This window comes from Paenibacillus sp. 32352 (assembly GCF_002042965.1).
In the GTDB taxonomy this organism is placed as follows: domain Bacteria; phylum Bacillota; class Bacilli; order Paenibacillales; family NBRC-103111; genus Paenibacillus_S; species Paenibacillus_S vulneris.
In genome coordinates, this window is record NZ_MZNT01000001.1 from 525,409 (window position 1) to 542,529 (window position 17,121).

At 49.7% G+C, this 17,121-nt stretch carries 17 protein-coding genes; 11 read left to right on the forward strand and 6 right to left on the reverse strand.

Translation table 11 applies throughout. From position 1 onward, the window contains the following. Nucleotides 1–22: 22 nt before the first annotated feature. On the reverse strand, nt 23–850 hold the full coding sequence (locus tag B1728_RS02415; protein WP_179135848.1) for a methyltransferase domain-containing protein: 828 nt from the start codon (nt 848–850) through the stop codon (nt 23–25). A gap of 390 nt (nt 851–1,240) precedes the next feature. Between B1728_RS02415 and B1728_RS02420 the strand changes: the two genes are divergently transcribed. The 4 genes from B1728_RS02420 (at nt 1,241) to B1728_RS02435 (ending at nt 4,761) form a co-directional block, all read left to right on the forward strand. Beyond that, nucleotides 1,241–2,176: a delta-lactam-biosynthetic de-N-acetylase gene (locus tag B1728_RS02420; protein WP_256865199.1), complete on the forward strand. Its 936-nt coding sequence runs from the start codon at nt 1,241–1,243 to the stop codon at nt 2,174–2,176. A 165-nt stretch (nt 2,177–2,341) separates the two neighbouring features. Continuing rightward, nucleotides 2,342–3,151 carry a glutamate racemase gene (gene racE / locus B1728_RS02425; RefSeq protein WP_079908570.1) on the forward strand — a complete coding sequence of 270 codons (810 nt, stop codon included), beginning with the start codon at nt 2,342–2,344 and terminating at the stop codon, nt 3,149–3,151. 156 nt (nt 3,152–3,307) lie between these two features. Then, nucleotides 3,308–4,219 carry a M14 family metallopeptidase gene (locus B1728_RS02430; protein WP_079908571.1) on the forward strand — a complete coding sequence of 304 codons (912 nt, stop codon included), beginning with the start codon at nt 3,308–3,310 and terminating at the stop codon, nt 4,217–4,219. A gap of 302 nt (nt 4,220–4,521) precedes the next feature. Beyond that, on the forward strand, nt 4,522–4,761 hold the full coding sequence (locus B1728_RS02435; protein ID WP_079908572.1) for a hypothetical protein: 240 nt from the start codon (nt 4,522–4,524) through the stop codon (nt 4,759–4,761). Between the two features lie 144 nt (nt 4,762–4,905). Here B1728_RS02435 and ytvI read toward each other — a convergent pair whose 3' ends face one another. The 3 genes from ytvI to B1728_RS02450 all read right to left on the reverse strand — a co-directional run bounded on the left by ytvI (nt 4,906) and on the right by B1728_RS02450 (nt 7,141). Then, complete coding sequence (ytvI, locus tag B1728_RS02440; protein ID WP_079908573.1) at nt 4,906–5,994, reverse strand: sporulation integral membrane protein YtvI; 1,089 nt, start codon at nt 5,992–5,994, stop codon at nt 4,906–4,908. Nucleotides 5,995–6,018: 24 nt separating this feature from the next. Continuing rightward, nucleotides 6,019–6,384, reverse strand: coding sequence for a winged helix-turn-helix transcriptional regulator (locus B1728_RS02445; protein ID WP_079908574.1), 366 nt, complete (start codon nt 6,382–6,384; stop codon nt 6,019–6,021). Between the two features lie 205 nt (nt 6,385–6,589). Beyond that, on the reverse strand, nt 6,590–7,141 hold the full coding sequence (locus B1728_RS02450; protein ID WP_079908575.1) for a hypothetical protein: 552 nt from the start codon (nt 7,139–7,141) through the stop codon (nt 6,590–6,592). Nucleotides 7,142–7,375: 234 nt separating this feature from the next. Here B1728_RS02450 and B1728_RS02455 point away from each other — a divergent pair, with 234 nt between their 5' ends. The 3 genes from B1728_RS02455 (at nt 7,376) to B1728_RS02465 (ending at nt 10,702) form a co-directional block, all read left to right on the forward strand. Further along, nucleotides 7,376–9,550 (forward strand): sensor histidine kinase, encoded by a 2,175-nt coding sequence (locus tag B1728_RS02455; protein WP_079908576.1) that lies wholly within the window; start codon nt 7,376–7,378, stop codon nt 9,548–9,550. 18 nt (nt 9,551–9,568) lie between these two features. Next, complete coding sequence (locus B1728_RS02460) at nt 9,569–10,207, forward strand: response regulator (RefSeq protein WP_079908577.1); 639 nt, start codon at nt 9,569–9,571, stop codon at nt 10,205–10,207. A gap of 318 nt (nt 10,208–10,525) precedes the next feature. After that, nucleotides 10,526–10,702, forward strand: coding sequence for a hypothetical protein (locus tag B1728_RS02465; RefSeq protein WP_256865200.1), 177 nt, complete (start codon nt 10,526–10,528; stop codon nt 10,700–10,702). Between the two features lie 231 nt (nt 10,703–10,933). Here B1728_RS02465 and B1728_RS02470 read toward each other — a convergent pair whose 3' ends face one another. After that, the gene (locus B1728_RS02470) at nt 10,934–12,139 is read right to left on the reverse strand and encodes a cytochrome P450 (protein WP_079908578.1); all 1,206 of its coding nucleotides are present in this window, start codon (nt 12,137–12,139) and stop codon (nt 10,934–10,936) included. Between the two features lie 195 nt (nt 12,140–12,334). Then, nucleotides 12,335–13,237, reverse strand: coding sequence for a LysR substrate-binding domain-containing protein (locus tag B1728_RS02475; RefSeq protein ID WP_079908579.1), 903 nt, complete (start codon nt 13,235–13,237; stop codon nt 12,335–12,337). A 138-nt stretch (nt 13,238–13,375) separates the two neighbouring features. Here B1728_RS02475 and thrC point away from each other — a divergent pair, with 138 nt between their 5' ends. The 4 genes from thrC to B1728_RS02495 all read left to right on the forward strand — a co-directional run bounded on the left by thrC (nt 13,376) and on the right by B1728_RS02495 (nt 16,985). Then, nucleotides 13,376–14,659: a threonine synthase gene (gene thrC / locus B1728_RS02480; RefSeq protein WP_079908966.1), complete on the forward strand. Its 1,284-nt coding sequence runs from the start codon at nt 13,376–13,378 to the stop codon at nt 14,657–14,659. 78 nt (nt 14,660–14,737) lie between these two features. Beyond that, entirely contained in the window at nt 14,738–15,040 is a 303-nt protein-coding gene (locus B1728_RS02485) for a heme biosynthesis protein HemY (protein WP_079908580.1), read from the forward strand. Between the two features lie 33 nt (nt 15,041–15,073). Continuing rightward, complete coding sequence (locus B1728_RS02490) at nt 15,074–15,301, forward strand: YuzB family protein (protein WP_079908581.1); 228 nt, start codon at nt 15,074–15,076, stop codon at nt 15,299–15,301. A 196-nt stretch (nt 15,302–15,497) separates the two neighbouring features. Continuing rightward, nucleotides 15,498–16,985: an esterase-like activity of phytase family protein gene (locus B1728_RS02495; RefSeq protein ID WP_079908582.1), complete on the forward strand. Its 1,488-nt coding sequence runs from the start codon at nt 15,498–15,500 to the stop codon at nt 16,983–16,985. Nucleotides 16,986–17,121: the final 136 nt, after the last annotated feature.

A 17,121-nucleotide genomic window follows, 5' to 3' on the forward strand; every position in this document is an offset into this window, starting at 1 on the left:
AAAAACGGAACAAAAATCAAGGTCATTTCGTTCCGTTTTTGGCTTTTTGCTTTTTTATCATGCGTCTTCCTTTGGTCATACCGGTTTTCTTATGGCGTAAAGATGACTTTGTCTTAGATGAGCTTCGCTTGTGAATGACAGGGGGCTGGGTATCGTTTAAAGAGGGGGCCTTCTCCAGGAGCTGGCCTGCATCAAGCTGTTGCCCGGATTCCGGCCGTTCCCGGCGGCGATTTGTTATTTGGATAGGCTCCTCCAGACTCCTCATAGCCATATCTTCGATTTCATCCACGGTAAGCGGCTGCTTTACCACTAGAAAATGGTACATAATTTCGTCGACGACGTTCGGTTGAATATGCCTTACAATTGTGCGTTCCTCCTCGTCGTACATGTTGGTCTTGAAGGGCATGGAATAGAAGAACTCCATCCTCAAGAGCTGAAAATCGTAGTTGGGAGGCTCCCGATCCATATCATGCGATGGGAATGCATAGGGGGTTATCAGCTCTCTCAAATAGGTTTCCCTTAGAAGGCGGCCGGTGAAATAGAAAGGACTGTATTCATTGAACCAGCTTTTGTAATGCGGATTAGCCGCATGAAAGTAGGTGTGCGCATAAGGAGCGACGATGCATACAATAGCTTTGTGCTTACATATCCGGTATATTTCCTTCATAGTATCCAGCAGAGGATCTATGTAGGGGAGCGAATGAACCGCAAATAAGCAATCCGCCGAGTCGTCCGGCAGAGGAATGCCCTGCAGGATATCACATACAATATCGACACCGGGTCCATCCTTCTTGTCAATTCCGATAAATCCGGGATTCTTCTGCGTCCCGCATCCAAGATCAATTTTCATTAGCAGCACCTTCCCGCTATGAACAATCCGATATGTTACATTATGTGGCTCGTCAGCCATCTGCTCTACACGATTGACATGCCCCTCCAGCCTAAATGCTGCTGTACAAGCTCATCTCATCCGGACAGCTTATCTGATATCATCGAAATTTCATTGTCACAAGTAGGTGTATTTGGTAAAATATACACGAACAAAAATTCGCATTGCTGTCTTTGCATAACTTTCGGGACAAGCAGTTGCCGATTGAATGTGTGATCATTTTACTTAAAGGGGACATCGATGATGATGAACAGCTCAAGGATAGGTGCTTTTGCAGTAATCTTTTGCCTCGTATGGACGACTTTGGCTTGTTCAAACCCTAACCCTACCTCTACCGCAGGGGAGAAGCCGATGCCGTCAGGCGAAGCATCCAGCCATACTCCTGCTACCCAGCCGACCCCGTCCGCAGGCTCGCAAGCCCCAGTCGCAGGGTCCTCCTCAGCGGCTGATGCCAAGGCAGAACCCGGCCCGACGGCTGCGCCGTCTGTTACTGCATCGCCTGAGCCGGTTAAGGAAGCCGCTGCTCCCAAACCGGAAACGGCTGTGTCGGCGACCTACCAATCGGGCACGGGAACCAAGTCTGCATCGGCTAACGATAAGAAGGCTCTTTCATGGTACTACATGAAGAAACCGAAGGGACAGGTTCCTTCATTTCCGAATGAAACGAAATCTTTTACCAAAGATATGAAAGCACTCTGGGTCGGCACAGGAAAAAAAGTATATTTGACGATCGACACGGGAGGTCCGATGGGAGATACGGAGCTGCTGCTCAAATCGTTGAAGGATAACGATGCGAAAGCTAACTTTTTCATTGCGGGCTATAACGTGAAGAAGGATCCAGATTTTGTTCGTCAGCTTGTAGCGGACGGGCACCTTGTCGCCAACCATACGATGACGCATACGGATATGAATAAGCAGACGGATGCACAGGTAAAAAAGGAAATACAGGATTACGAGAAGCTGTATAAAAAAGTAACCGGACAAGACATTCAGCCTTACTTCCGGTTTCCTTACGGGAGCTACAATATGCATTTGTTGAGCCTGGTTTCCGAGATGGGATATACTTCGGTATTCTGGTCTACGGCCATGAGGGATTGGGAGCCGAGGAAGAACGGGGCGGACGATCCTTACAACGATATCATGAATAATTTGCATGACGGCAACATTATTCTGATGCATCAAGGCTCGGAGGAGAATATTCAGGCTCTGGACCGCATAATTAAAGGCGTGCGTGAGGCAGGCTATGAATTTGCCCTTTTAAGCGATATACCGGCGTCAGCCAAATGATAGCTTTTCTTCAGCTTCGCATGATGGATGGGCCCGGTTTCCTTCTGGTATGATGAATTGGCGCTGGTCTCGCTTTGTTTGCTGGTACCTTTCTTCTTCTACCATCATACTCTATTAGAGGCATGCAGCGTATTATCAATTCACAGTCAAAGGAAGCGAACACTAGTGCAGCAAGCGATAGCCATTCTGGATTCCGGGGTAGGCGGGCTGACCGTAGTGAAGGAAGTCATGCGTCAGCTCCCGCAAGAGAAGATCATTTATTTTGGCGACACCGCTCGGGCACCGTACGGACCCAGAGCTCCACATGAAGTGGTTCAATATACGCATCAAATTGTTGATTATTTATTGCAGTTTCAGCCGAAAATGGTAGTTATCGCCTGCAATACCGCAACTGCTGTCGCATTAGACGAGATTCGCGCACGTTTGTCTATTCCTGTGGTCGGCGTTATCCACCCGGGCGCACGCGCTGCAATCAAGACAACGCGTAACGGTGTGATCGGCGTTATCGGAACGGAAGGGACTATCAAAAGCAACGCATATGAGTATGCTCTGCGCCAAATCTCGCCGTACGTTCGGGTGGTCAGTGAGCCTTGTCCCAAGCTCGCCTCATTGGTAGAATCGGGGCAGTTTTACACGGAGCATACCCGTTCGGTCGTAGAACAGTCGCTTCAGCGTCTGAAGAGCGAGCCGATGGATTGCCTGATCCTTGGCTGTACGCATTACCCGTTCTTATCCGATGCGATCTCGGATGTGATGGGACCCAATGTAACGCTGATCAGCTCGGCGGACGAGACAGCCAGAGAAATTAGCACCATCCTGTACCACAAAGGAATGCTGGCGACCTCCAATTCGATTCCGATTCATCAATTTTTGTGCAGCGGGGATCCTGTGCTGTTTAAGCAGATTGCACAATCTTGGCTGAATGAGCAGATTCGTGTATCTCCTGTTGTATGGCAAGTCCCGCATATCATTTGATTCCGAACAGGCAGGCTGGGAATGTCCCGGCTTGTCTGTCTTATTTTTATGGATAAAACGAGGGGGGATATGTCGCAGGGTGTTATCATCGGCAGCCTTTGCATGGCATACATATGTATTTGATATAGCTTCAGATGATAGCCAAGGGGGCGGACTATGAAGAGGTGTATCGTAGATACGAGCCAAGTATACGGCTATGAAGAGCTTTTGGCAGATATCGCGGAGCTTGAGCAGCGTTATTCCTTTCTTGAAGCGGGTCATGCAGGAAGAAGTGTTCTCGGCAAAAGCATACCCGTGCTTCGGATCGGAACGGGAGATTGTCCTATTCATGTCAATGCATCCTTTCATGCCAATGAATGGATTACGTCGCTATTGGCAATGAAATTCGTTGAAGATCTGGCCCAAGCGTGCGCAAATAAGGAGAGCCTGTATGGAATGGATGTTGATCAGCTGCTTGGGCAGACGACGCTTTGGGTCGTTCCTATGGTAAATCCCGACGGGGTTGAGCTAGTACACGGACGAATGGCTCCGGAGTCCCCGATATATGCCCAATTGCTGGATTGGAACCATGGCTCTGCAGATTTCTCCGGCTGGAAGGCGAATGCCAGGGGCGTCGATCTTAATGACCAGTTTCCTGCAGGCTGGGGGGAGGAAAAGGAACGCAGAGGGGTGACGGCGCCAGGACCCAGGGATTACGGAGGTGATCAGCCGCTCAGTGAGCCAGAAGCTTGTGCTATCGCAGAGCTTACGCGAAGCCGTGATTTTCGGATGGTTCTTGCGCTGCATACTCAAGGGGAAGAAATTTATTGGAATTATCGTGACTTGGAACCGCCTGAGTCGGAGGAGATGGCCTGCAGGCTCTCCCTCGTGAGCGGCTATATTCCTATTAAGCTAACGGATAGCGACGCAGGATATAAAGATTGGTTCATCCAGGAATTTCGGCGGCCGGGCTTTACGATCGAAGCGGGGCTTGGCGTAAATCCGTTGCCTCTTTCCCAGTTTCCCGCCATGTATGTGGCCGTTGCCCGAATGATTCTGGAAGCCATGGCCATGGGGAGTAGGGTGTAGGCCGTCCAACGGACGATTTGTTTGTTGAAAACCTGTTTTGCGTGAAGTTTGCTCCATATGGAGGTGGGGTATGCCTCGGAGGAGTTTACGTCCGCCTTTGAAACCCGTGAAAATTCCGCTAAATCTAATCCTATTCGCGGGTTTCAACAGCGGCTGGAGGGGTATACCCCACCGGAGTATACTGGCAATAGTTCAAGCCCTGCAGGCTTTTCAATAACATCGCCGTCCGATGGACGGCTTTTTGTTTTTAAAGAAAAGTTCGTTATACTATAGGGAAGTCGCACTTACAGGAGGAAGTACAGATGTGGAAACGACTGTTATCATTCAAATATTGGGGACATGTGTTTCGCCGCATAGGGCCGATCCTTACCTCTCCTAGAGTGCCCTTATCCGAAAAGCTGCTGTTTGCCGTCCCGGTTATCGTCTATTGGGTCATGCCCGACTTGATGCCATATCTGCCCATTGACGATATCGCGGTCACATTGTTTTTAATGAACCTGTTCACCGGCCGTGTGGAACGTAAATATTTATCCACGAAATAAGAAAGACCCGAATGGATGTTCGGGTCTTACTAGATAGTATAAAATTTATAAATTTCGGGGCTCCCCGCAAAGTACCTGAATCAGCTTCGAAGCCAATGCCCCACTTTGTGGGGTTATTTTGTCTAGACTGGGTACCGCACCGGATTATTCTCCCTCGGGCCAACGAATCCAGCGCTGCAGGTATCCCTGTTCGTAGAGCGCTTTGATCGTGATGATCAAAACCGGGGATAAGAGAAGCCCGGCGACTCCGAATAAGGATAGCGAAATAATCATGAAGGACAGCATGGTGAAGGCCGATACTCCGAGAGAGTCCCCCGTAATTTTGGGCTCCATAATTTGACGCACCAGGATGACAACCCCAAGCAGCGCGGTCAGCCATATGGCTAGCACGGTTTGTCCTACGACAAATAAGTAGATGATCCATGGAATGAACAACGTCGAAACGCCGAGCAGCGGAAGCACATCGAATATAGCTGACAGTAAGGCGATGGAAAAGGAGTTTTTCACCCCCAAAACAAGCAGGGCGACAAAAATGACGATGAAGGTCAGACTGATCAGCTTGGCCTGGGCTTTTATGTACCCGATAATGCCCTTCAATACATTTTCGCGCAAAAAGGTGAAGGCCGACTTGAACGTTTTGGGCGTCTTCTCCTTTGCGAGTTTTTTCCATGACTCTATCTCGATACTTAAAAAATAGGCCAAAATGATAGCAATAACAAAATTGACGACAAAGGTCGAAAAGCTGGTCAGCATGTTGAAGGTTCCGGTCAAGAACTGGCCGGCCAGCATGGTCAATTTTTGCGTAATTTGTGTGGAGTACTCCGTTATTTTTTGGGCTATATCATCAGGTAATGATGGCATGGTTTCAAGACGGCTCTGGAGAAGCTCTGTCTTAAGAATCAGCTGCTTTTGCAGGATCGATGAGTATTCCGGCAGCTTTTCTTTTAAATTCATGATTTGGCTTGTAAAAATGACGCCGACTCCCGTTAACGCACCCAGGATAACAAGAATGAACACGATCGTTGAAATAGCCGAGGCTATGCTCTTGCTTACCCCTTTCCTATTAAGAAAGCGGGCAAACGGCTCGATAATCAGAAAGATGATAAAGGCGAGGAAAATCGGTGTGGCTATGCCATACAAATAGCTGAACAGCAGCATAAACAAATATACTGTGAGCAGCAGTAAGGCAATATCAAAAACAGTTTTCCAATATTTCTTGTAAAACGCTATCATTCTACACCTCGTCAGCAGGGGATGTTAGGACCATTTGGCGGCCCACAGCTTCATTTCTTTCAGTATTTGATGAAGATCCTGCCCTTTGGGTGTTAGCGTGTATTCTACGGTGACGGGCACAGTCGGATAAGCGGTACGTTCAAGAACCCCTTGCTCCTCCAGATGGCGGAGTGTTTCGGTTAACGATTTGGGACTGATGGCCTTTATTTTCTTTTGCAGCTCGCCGAAGCGCTTGGTTCCGCCGAACAATTCCCGCAGGACTAGAAAGGACCATTTTCCCCCGATCGCATCTAACGTTTTTTCAATAGAGCATTCGATATGGGTAGGCTGCTTCGGGATGTAATTGTTCTTCTGAATGACCTGGTTCTTCTCCGTTTCTGGCATGGACATGGCCAACCATCCTTTCCCTTTATAGTTGATTACACCGGGGTAAGTTACTAGTTAATTGGTAATTATGTAATCAAAGAATCGCTACTATATTAATAGTAAAGAACAAAGAAAAAAATAGCAAGCCAGGCCTGCCATCTAAGGTACAGCTTCTTCCTAAGATTTTATTGGAAAAGATGGTTTGCGATTTATTCCTCCATTCGACGGCTTATCCATGTTTATTTTGATTTGTTTTGCCAGCCCAAATGACATAGCCCATCCCTACGTACGCCAGCCCCCAGAAGAAGGCGAAATATTTGTTGTCCTCCATAGGGAGCGCAATGGACATTAGCATAAGCACCAGCAGTAACGAAATCCAGCGTGGAAATACACGGGCACGATACGTAAGCACCGTAAATACAATTGTCCCCCCTGTGAAACCGATAAGTGCTATGGTTCTTGTAAGGTTAAACAACATTCCTTCCGGGTTTATTGCCGGATTGCCGAAAATCATGGAGGCCCATAGCATACACGTTGTCAGGATATTGCCTACGGTGATAGCAAGAACCGTAATAAATCCGGTAATTCCCGTCTCTTTTGCCTGAACCATATAGGTAACCATTGTACCGATAGACATCAGGATGCAGGCGACAAGCCCGAAAGCGAGCCCCTGCATGCTTTCCGACCCCCAGATCAAGGAGCTTGGCGTCATTCCCATACGTGTAATGCCAGCGAATAAACATATCATGCCTAACCATCGAACCATTTGCTTCTCATACATATCCGATGCATCCTCCCCAAAATTCATTCGTCATCATTTTCTTACATTATTGATTGTAGGAAAAAAAGCATCATGTGGAATAGAGGAGCGCATCACATTATGATAGGAAGGTAAATCGGGATTTTTCGGGACATTCAGGAAGTCTTTCGGGAAATTAAAACATCTTCATATTCAAGGTATAGGAGGGCCGCTATAATAGAGGTAGATTTTAACTATGGGAGCGGAGGGAAGTCCATGCCGCAGACGCAGCATTCAATCACAGGGACTGGCAGCACCCCGGTCAATTGGCTTCATAGGAAAGGAACCCTTCTCAGTCTCCAGCTGTTAGCGGGAATGTTCAGTCTTATTACAGTGGTACTATACACAGCACAGATCTCCACCTATTATCATTGGCTTGCCTCTACATGTATCGAGAATGGCTGCGGTACCTGGGTGCCGGCGATGCCTATCGAAGCCGAAGGACAGCTGCGCCTGTCGCTCGAGATGTATGCACTTATCTTTGTGCTAATTGATGTTATTTTTACATTTGTCTTTTATGCCGCGGCATTTCTTATCTATTGGAAAGGGTTTCGCGAGCCAATGGCTGTGCTCACTTCACTTGCCATGGTTTCGTTCGGCACCTCGTTTCCGTCGTTGACCTCGGTTGCTTCCCAGGATACCGTTTTTTTGCACGGATGGTTTTTACTTGTAGCTACCGTGGGATGGATCGGTTTATCGCTTTTGTTCCTTGTATTTCCGAATGGAGAATTTGTGCCCGGATGGACGTATGTTGTTATACTCCTCATTAGCGCGGTGGACGTAAGCAATTTGTTTTACGGCGGAAGCATTTGGAACGCCCTTGGTATTCCGCCTTTTTGGCAGTTTCTATGGTATGCTTCCTCGACGCTTATACTCATCTATTCTCAAGTGTACCGTTTTCGCAAAGTATCATCACCATCCCAGCGGCAGCAAACCAAATGGGTCGTATATGGGCTAGCCATCGGCATTGCGGGCTTTGTCGTGATGAGCGTGCTGTTCCAGCCGAGCTTGAATGACGGTACAGCCTTGACGTATGTGTACCTTAATGCCATCCTTAATTTCATCTTGTTGGCCATTCCCGTAACCTTGACGATGGCTGTGTTAAGACACCGGCTATGGGATATTGACCCGCTTGTCAACCGGACCCTGGTGTATGCCGCATTGTCCGTCAGCGTCGCCGCGATATATATATTTTCGGTGTATTACTTGAGCCGCCTCTTCGAGACGAAGGATAACCTGTTTATCTCGCTCATTGCGACGGCGGTTGTAGCGGTTGTATTCGCGCCGCTGAAAGAGAAGCTGCAGCGCCTCATTAACCGGATGATGAAAGGGCGTCACGATGATCCCTATGCGGTTCTGCTCGAGCTCGGGAATCAGCTTATTCAGCCCCTAGCACCGGAAGCAATGCTCACAGCAGTCGCCTCTACGATAAAAGCATCTTTGTGCTTGCCCTATGCCGGCATTGCGATAGGAGTGGGCGGTCAAGATACCTTGGCTGCTTCGGTCGGGAACCCGGTGCACGAGGTGCTGCCTTTTGCCATTATTCATCGAGGGGAGCAGCTCGGCACGTTGTACTTGTCCAGCCGTTCCCCCGGTGAGGCGTTTTCCTCTGAAGATAATAAGTTTCTGGACGTACTGCTTCGCCAGGCGGGACCGATTGTGGAAAATGTAAACATGACGCTCGGGATGAAGCTGCTTGCGAAGGATTTGCAGGAATCCAGGGAGAAGCTGGTGCTGGCGAGAGAAGAGGAGCGGAGGCAGATTCGTAAAAATTTGCACGACGATTTGGCCCCGCGTCTTGCTGCACTTGCTTTGAATGCGGCAACGGCGGAGAAGTATGTAGAAAAGCAGCCTGCCGTCGCGATCGAGATGCTGGCCGACTTACGCCAGGTGATTCGCTCGACGGTGGATGAAATTAGGACCTTGGTGCATGATTTACGTCCGCCTTCGCTAGATGAGCTTGGCTTGATTGGCGCCCTTCAAGAACGAATCCGCGAGCTGACCAAGCCGGCCCGGCTGTTGGCCGATGAGCAGGGAGCCGCTGCTTTGATCATCCGTTTAATAGAACCTCCGGAGCTTCCCGATTTGCCGGCGGCCGTAGAGGTGGCGGCTTACCGTATCGTTACGGAGTCATTGGTCAATGTCATTAAACACAGTCGGGCTACCGCCTGTACTGTCAAGCTGAACGTGTCCGACGCACAGCAGCTATTGGTTGACGTAACGGATAACGGTGCAGGCTTGCATCCATCTTATACGCAGCTGATTCCAGGTAAGGGAGGCATCGGTCTCGTCTCGATACGGGAACGAGCGGCGGAGCTGGGCGGACATTGTTCCATAGAACGATTGGAGCAGGGCGGCACCAGGGTGCTTGCCATACTGCCGATTTCATAAAAAAAGGGGTAACACTATATGAGAATCGTCATTGCAGAGGATCACCCGTTATTTCGCAGCGGCGTGCGCAACTTGCTTCGTACGACAGACGATCTGGAGGTGATTGGAGAGGCATCGTCAGGTGAGGAGGCGCTGGAGCTGGCAGGCCAGCTGCAGCCCGATCTGATTCTGATGGATATCCGCATGCCGGGTCTGAACGGCATTGAGGCGACTCGCCTGATCAAAGAACGATACCCGGCGGTTGAGGTTTTGATCCTGACGATGTTTAGGGATGATCAGTCGGTTTTTACGGCTATGCGTGTGGGAGCGAAAGGGTACGTACTGAAGGATGCCGATGAAGTAGAGCTGCTGCAATCCATCAGGATGGTGGGCAGCGGCGGCGCGGTGTTCAGCTCGGATATTGCCAGCCGAATGATGCACTACTTCTCGCAGCCCTCAGCGGTAGCTGTGGATGATCCTGCCTTTGCAGAGCTGACCAGACGCGAGCTGGAAATTTTGGAGCGGATCGCCGAGGGGGATACCAATGCCCAGATCGCTAACCGGCTGCATATCAGTAATAAAACGGTGGCGAACTATGTGTCCAATATTTTAAATAAACTTCAGGTTACGGACCGTAATGCTGCAAAACGTTTGGTTCAAAAATCGCGCGAGGAATAGGATGAGATGAGGTCAAAATATATGCTCTAAGCTGGGAATCAACACGAGGACGCAATTAGCGGCAAACATGCGGGCCGATTGAGATCAGCTGTTCAGGATAGTTAGGTACAGAAGCCCAATCCTCTTTGTAGAGGATGAGAGGCTTCTTTTTTTTCGCAATGTCTGAATCAAAGCTTTCATTTTAGCATAAGGGGGAACAGGTGCAGGTTGATTCCCGGAATATTCCCGGGCTTTTCCCGGCTATGTCTCATGTATCCCAGCTGCCCTTGCTGTAAGATGGATGAAGAAAGTCAAATTCAATGTATGGAGGTCATGATGATGAACGTTAAAAAAGGCTTGAAATGGATCTTAGGAGCGATGGTGATTGCAGCGCTTGCAGTTCCAATTGCTGTGAGTGCCAAACCGGAAGCAAAACCTGAGGTAGCAGCAAAACCGGAAGCTAAGCCTGAGATGCGGTATGCAGCTAAGCCGGAAGCAAAGCCGGAGGCGGGTTGACCTTCAAAGAAGCTTGGAACGGATATTCGGGATGACGTCCGCTAGGCCGATATAAGAATGCTGCAAGGTAGCTTCCAGATGGCTGTGCTCCTGTCCCGCTACAGATAAGAATACTTCTACACTCCTTCGTCAACCCACTTCAGGGTGAGTAGCTTAAGCAGGCTGACAACTCAAAAAGCCGTCCTTCTCTCAGGAGATGGGCGGCTTTTGGGTACTATGCAGCGGTTCACCTCATGACTTAGCGTTGAAGCGAACCGGAAATTGTTTTACGCCATAGACGAACGGGCTTTGAATAGTATCCAGCTCGGTGCCTTCGATAAATTGAATCTCATCGAGCCGTTCAAGCAAGTGCTGGATGACGATTCGCCCTTCCAGGCGGGCCAAGGGGGCGCCGAGGCAAAAATGGGTGCCGAAGCCGAAGGAGAGATGGGCATTCGGCTTGCGGTCTGCAATGAACTGATCGGGATTCGGAAAATGCGATTCATCCCGATTGGCCGACGCAACCCATGAAACAATTTGCTGGCCCGCTTGAATCGGTGTTCCGTGGATTTCAACATCTTGGGTAACTACGCGGCCGATAGCCTGGATAGGCGGGTAATAGCGCAGCACTTCCTCGATGAAGCCGGCTGTCTGTTCCGGCTGATTCCGAAGCTGTCTTTGCAGCTCTTGGTCCTCTGTCAATCGCCGTACGGCATTTGTGATCAGGTTCGTTGTGGTTTCGTTGCCGGCGGCCAATAAGAGGATACAGAAACCGAGAAGCTCCTCCTGCTCCAGCTTTTTTTCTTCGATTTCTGCAGCCAGCAGAAGCGTGATCAGGTCTTCCTGCGGCTGCCGTCGTCTATCCTCAACAATCGTAGCAAAATAAGCATTTAGCTCCTTCATGGCTTGCGCCTTTTCCGTCATCACGCGATGAAAGGCTTCATCCGTATTCACTTCCGGTCCTTTAACGAGAACATCGGACCATTCCTTGAACAGATGCCGGTCTTTGGGAGGAACCCCGAGCAGCTCGGCAATAACGATGACGGGAAGCGGAACTGCCAGATCATGAACCGTGTCCATCTGGCCGGAGCGGATAACCTTATCCAGCAATTCGTTAGTTATGGAAGCGATATGCGGAGCCAAATCGTTGACTACTTTGGGCGTAAAAGCTTTGTTGACGATAGCTCTCATCTGGGTATGCCGCGGCGGATCCGTCGTCAGAAGGGTTTCTCTCTCCGACAGCTTGCGAACAGAGGAGAAGGTAGCGGGATCCTTCAAGATCCTATGCACGTCCTCATAACGAAACACGTCCCAGCAGCTGCGGCTTTCATCATAACGGACCGGATGGCTTTCCCGAAGACGATTGTATACGGCAAAAGGGTTCAGTCTCTTCTCCTTCGTATCCAGCTCGGCCATGGGCAGAATATTGGCATAGCGTTCAGCTTTAGCGATATCCATTCTTGCTAGCTCCTCTCGATTATCCTATGCCTTTTTAACTTACCCACTTTACTGGGTTGAAAAACCTCCTTTGCCATTTTCCAACGCTTGCGAATTCCCAGGCATAGGTGACGGCGCTGCGGGACAGTACCGCCGAATCCGGCGCGTCATTATCACTCCCCATCCCTTTGAGGAAGCCTGGTTCTTGCACAATGGCTAGGTCAAAGGAACAAAGGGCATCCTTTGCTTCACAAAGGAACCAAAATGCTGAGCAGCCGGTGAAAGCTCCTCATTCGCTCTGCTGTACAATGCGATCGGATTGGTTAGCTGAACGCCCTCCACATGAACTCTCGCAACCGTACCATGACGGACATGCTCGCCGACTTCCATAGCGGATACCAGGATGGCGCCGTACCCGGACGAAACTGCACGGATCGTTTCCCCAAGGCCGTTGAACTGCAAGCCGACCTTCGGGGGCTCGATATTATGCAGCGAGCACAGCGCGAACAGCTTCTCCCGGGTAGAGCTGCCCTGCTCCCTCAGAATGAACGGCTCGCGGACGATTTCCTTGAGTTCAACGGTGGTGTTGGCCAGTCGATGACCGGAAGGCACGATGAACCAGAGCTCATCCTCCATCAGCTCCTCGCGTTCGATACCGGCAGGGGCCTCTTTACTGCCCCCGATGACGGCAAGATCGGCTTCGTAATGGAGTAGCTTGCTGAATACCGATTGGGAATTGGCCGTTGTTAATGTAAGGTCAACGTGCTCGTTCTGCTGCTTGAAAGCGGCCATGAGGGAAGGAAGAACAAAATTGGCAGGCAGGTACGTAGCGGCAATGGATAAAATACCGAGCTTTCCGCTGCGGTATTCGTTCAGTCGGGCATCCATTTCCTTCTCCAGCGCAAACAGCTTGGCTGCGTAACCGAAGAGCAGTTCCCCGGCTTCCGTCAGCTGGACTCCCCGGCCTTGGGAGGCCAGCAGCTGCAGGCTGAGCTCCTGCTCCAGATTACGAATTTGCGCCGTTACAGCCGGCTGGCTGATATGGAGAGCTTCTGCAGCCCTCGTGACCCCGCCGCGAACGGCCGTTTCGTAAAAAAGCTTTAGCGCATGCAAGTTCATAACCTAATCGCTTCTCCTTTAAAGCATCAATATAATTTATATTTTTATAAAAATCATATATTAGTTTTATGAATGAGTTTCTTTTATTGTAATGGGTAAGCGATAGAAAACTCAACTACCCGAAGGAAGGTGCTTATGGTGCGGTTTCAATGTATAGATTGCCAAGCGGAATTATCAATAGACGAGGCCAGGAACCCTTACATTTGCTCGTGCGGAGGTCTGCTCGATATCGTGCAGGATTTTCGGTCTGTCGATACGGAACGGTTGAAGCGGGAGTTCGATAACCGGTTGTCGGAACGCCTGTCACCTTATGCAAGCGGGGTATGGCGCTATAAGGAGCTCATTCATCCGCTGCTGCCGGATGCCTTCATGACGACGAAATATGAGGGGAACACAGGTCTTTACTCCTCTGGCGTCCTGGCCTCGTATGCGGGAGTACGGAATCTGATGCTGAAAGCGCAGAGCGAGAATCCCAGCGGCTCCTTCAAGGATAATGGGATGGCGGTAGCTGTCTCCCACGGACGTTCCGTCGGTTACACGAGGTTTACATGCACCTCCACGGGGAATACCTCTTCTTCATTAGCCATGTATGCGGCTCTTTCAGGCTGTTCTTCTTACGTATTTTTGCCGGACCGAGGCATCTCGATGAACAAAGTATTGCAAACCCTCGCTTACGGAGCTCATTTGATTTCATTCCCGGGAACCTACGACGACGGGATCCGGTTTAGCGAAATGTACAGCGAGGCGCTCGGCTTCTACGTATGCAATTCGGTCAATCCTTTCCGGATCGAGGGACAGAAGAGCATCCTATATGAAATTGCCCATCAGCTCCGCTGGCAGCTGCCGGATTGGATCGTGGTGCCAGGGGGTGCCTTAAGCAACGCAACGGCCTTGGGTAAAGGTCTCAAGGATCTGTATGAGCTCGGATTCATCCATAAGCTGCCGAACGTTGCCATAGTACAAGCGGACGGGGCAAGTCCGTTTCATGCGATGGTGGAGGGAGGCTTAAGCGAGCTTAAGCCGGAGCCGAATCCTGCCACAAGAGCTTCTGCGCTGAATATCGGAAACCCGCCAAGCTGGAAGAAAGCCCTTCAGTACACATTAAAGCCGACTCAAGGAATCACCGTGTCCGTTACGGATGAGGAAATTATGGACGCCAAGGCGCAGGTGGACCGAAGCGGTATTGGATGCGAGCCTGCTTCTGCGGCTTCGGTTGCGGGACTCCGCAAGCTGGCAGGTCAAGGTATAATAGATAAGGACTCTACAGCTGTCTGCATATTGACGGGGCATATACTGAAGGATACGGACGCAATAAGAGAATATCATCTGGAAGAGGAGACGAAAGGTAGATTCCCCAATTCAATCCATTATTCCAAGCTTGACGAAGCCAGTATTTCCCGATTCCTACAAACTGCCCGATAAATCGGCAGGATCAGGTTGCTTTCCCGGACAGGTTTCTTTACAATAAGGAGAAAACAATCAGTAGGAGATGTCATACAGATGAATTGCAAAATTTCGCGCAATGCCGCCAAAATGCTTTTAGCTGAGCTGGAAAAAGAAGAAAACAAGGATTTGAAGCTGCGTGTCTACATTACGCACAGCCATGGCGATCATGCCCATTATGGCATGAGCCTGGATACGCCTACTGATAAGGACGTAGTCGTAAGCACGGACAAGAACATCGATGTCATTCTGGAAAAAGACCAGCCGTTGTTGGATGGCGTGCGCATCGATTATTTCTATACGCCAGAAGAGGGCTTTGCTGTTACCAATCCTAGCAAGGGTAACCACGGAGACCACTAAGCCGTCTTCGGTTACGAAAGGATTGGGTTCACCATGGCGAATGATATTCGCGTTTGCGATAAGTGCAAACATATGAAGATGAAGACGGCGCTGCCCAAGCTGCAAAAACTGGCTCCGGACGCCGACATTAAAGTGGCGTGCAAATCGTACTGTGGTCCTTGCTCCAGATTTGCATTCATTTATATCAATGGCCGTTACGTTACAGGGGCTACAGAGGACGAAGCCATCGAGAAAGCCAGTAAATATGTCAAAAAAGGATAGTTGTACATTAAGGGAACGTTTAGCTGAAGCTAGGCGTTCTTTTTTCAATTCTGCAAAGTACCGGGCGGTTTCGACGTGAAGTCCTTGCTCTATGAGGTTGTCTTTACAAAATCTTCAAATGGCCTTCATATTCCATAAACAAATCGCTTCTATACTTGAAATCGTGAGTCTACGATGAAGAGTGCGGAGGGGTTCTATGAAAAAGTGGTTAAGAAAAAGAAAATGGTTGATCGCATCATTGGCCGTTTTTGCTTTAATGGGGACGCAGGCGGCCGGAGCGGCGCAAAATGTATTGGAGGCGATAGCGGTTAAGTTCAATATCGTATCCAACGGCAAGCCGGTTAAGCTGGATCAAGATGCAGTCGTCATCGACGGCAGTACCTATGTGCCGCTGCGTGCGCTCAGTGAAGCACTCGGCAAGCAGGTAGAGTGGAATGAAGCGACCCAGACGATTCAGCTAAAGGAGCAGCCTAAAGTAGAGGCCATCCATGAATGGAAAAACCCGTCCGAGCTTACGGCAGGAATTAAGGAAGGCGGCTTCTCCGGACTGCTTCACATGCCGAACGATCCGGCCGATGTGTTCTATACGCTGGCTGATCGCGGTCCGAACGGCGAATTCGGCAAGGACAAGCTGCGCACGTTCCCGGACGACAAGTACGTTCCGCGCATATATAAAATAAAAGCGGCGAACGGAACCATCGAAGTGCTGGAAACGATCAAGCTGCATTTACCGGAAGGCAAAACGGATGTCTATTCCAAGACCTCGGAATTGACCGGAATGCCGAACCTGGAAGGAAGAGACGAGGTACCATATGACGGCTCCGGCACGAAGAAGCTGGGCTACGATCCGGATGGTCTGGATCTGGAGGGCATCGCCTACAGCCCGAGCGACGATACCTTCTGGCTGTCCGATGAATACCGTCCGTCTATCCTTCAAGTGAAGAGAGATGGAACGGTCATCGGCCGCTATGTGCCGCAAGGCTCAAAGGACAAGCTTGTGGCTGCCGGCGCTCAGATGGAAATCTATGATACGCTGCCTGCAGTATACAATAACCGCATTGCCAATCGCGGCTTTGAGGGCGTAACCATTTCTCCGGACGGGAAGTATTTGTACACCTCCATTCAAAGTCCGATGGCGGTACCCGATAAAAAGACCGGCGAAGAATCCCGCCATCTGCGGATTTTAAAGATGGATCTGTCCACCAAGAAAATCATCGGCGAGTACGTCTATGTTGCTGAAAACGCAAGCACCTTCAAAAATGTCAAACAAAAGGATGTCGTCATCAGCGACTTGTCCGCGCTTAGCTCTGACGTAGTTCTGGTAGACGAGCGTGATAAAAACGCGGGAGAGGAAGCGCAGCTCAAGCGGATCTACAGAGCGGATTTTTCCAAAGCAACGAATCTGTTAGGCACTGAGGCCAGCAACGATCTGGAGAAGCTGACGATAGCGCAGTTGAAAGAGAAAGGAATCGTTCCTGTTACGAAGGAACTGGTTGTCGATGTCGCCAAGCTAGGCTATCCCCATGAAAAATTGGAAGGCTTGACGGTCATTGATAAAAATACGATTGCGGTTGTAAACGACAACGACTTTGGCGTGGACGGCTACGATGATCAGGGCAAATTGAAGCTGAACCAGAACCCGTCTCAAATGTACGTGATCAAGGTAAGTGAAGATTTAAAATAACATGTTTCCAGAGGGCTTTCCCATGAGGGAGGCTCTCTTTTTTTTGACTAAAGACAGGATGGAGGTTTTGAAGTATAATGAGTAAATCTTTTATTTACCAATGGTAAAAAACTAGAGTTGGCCGCAAAGGAGAACA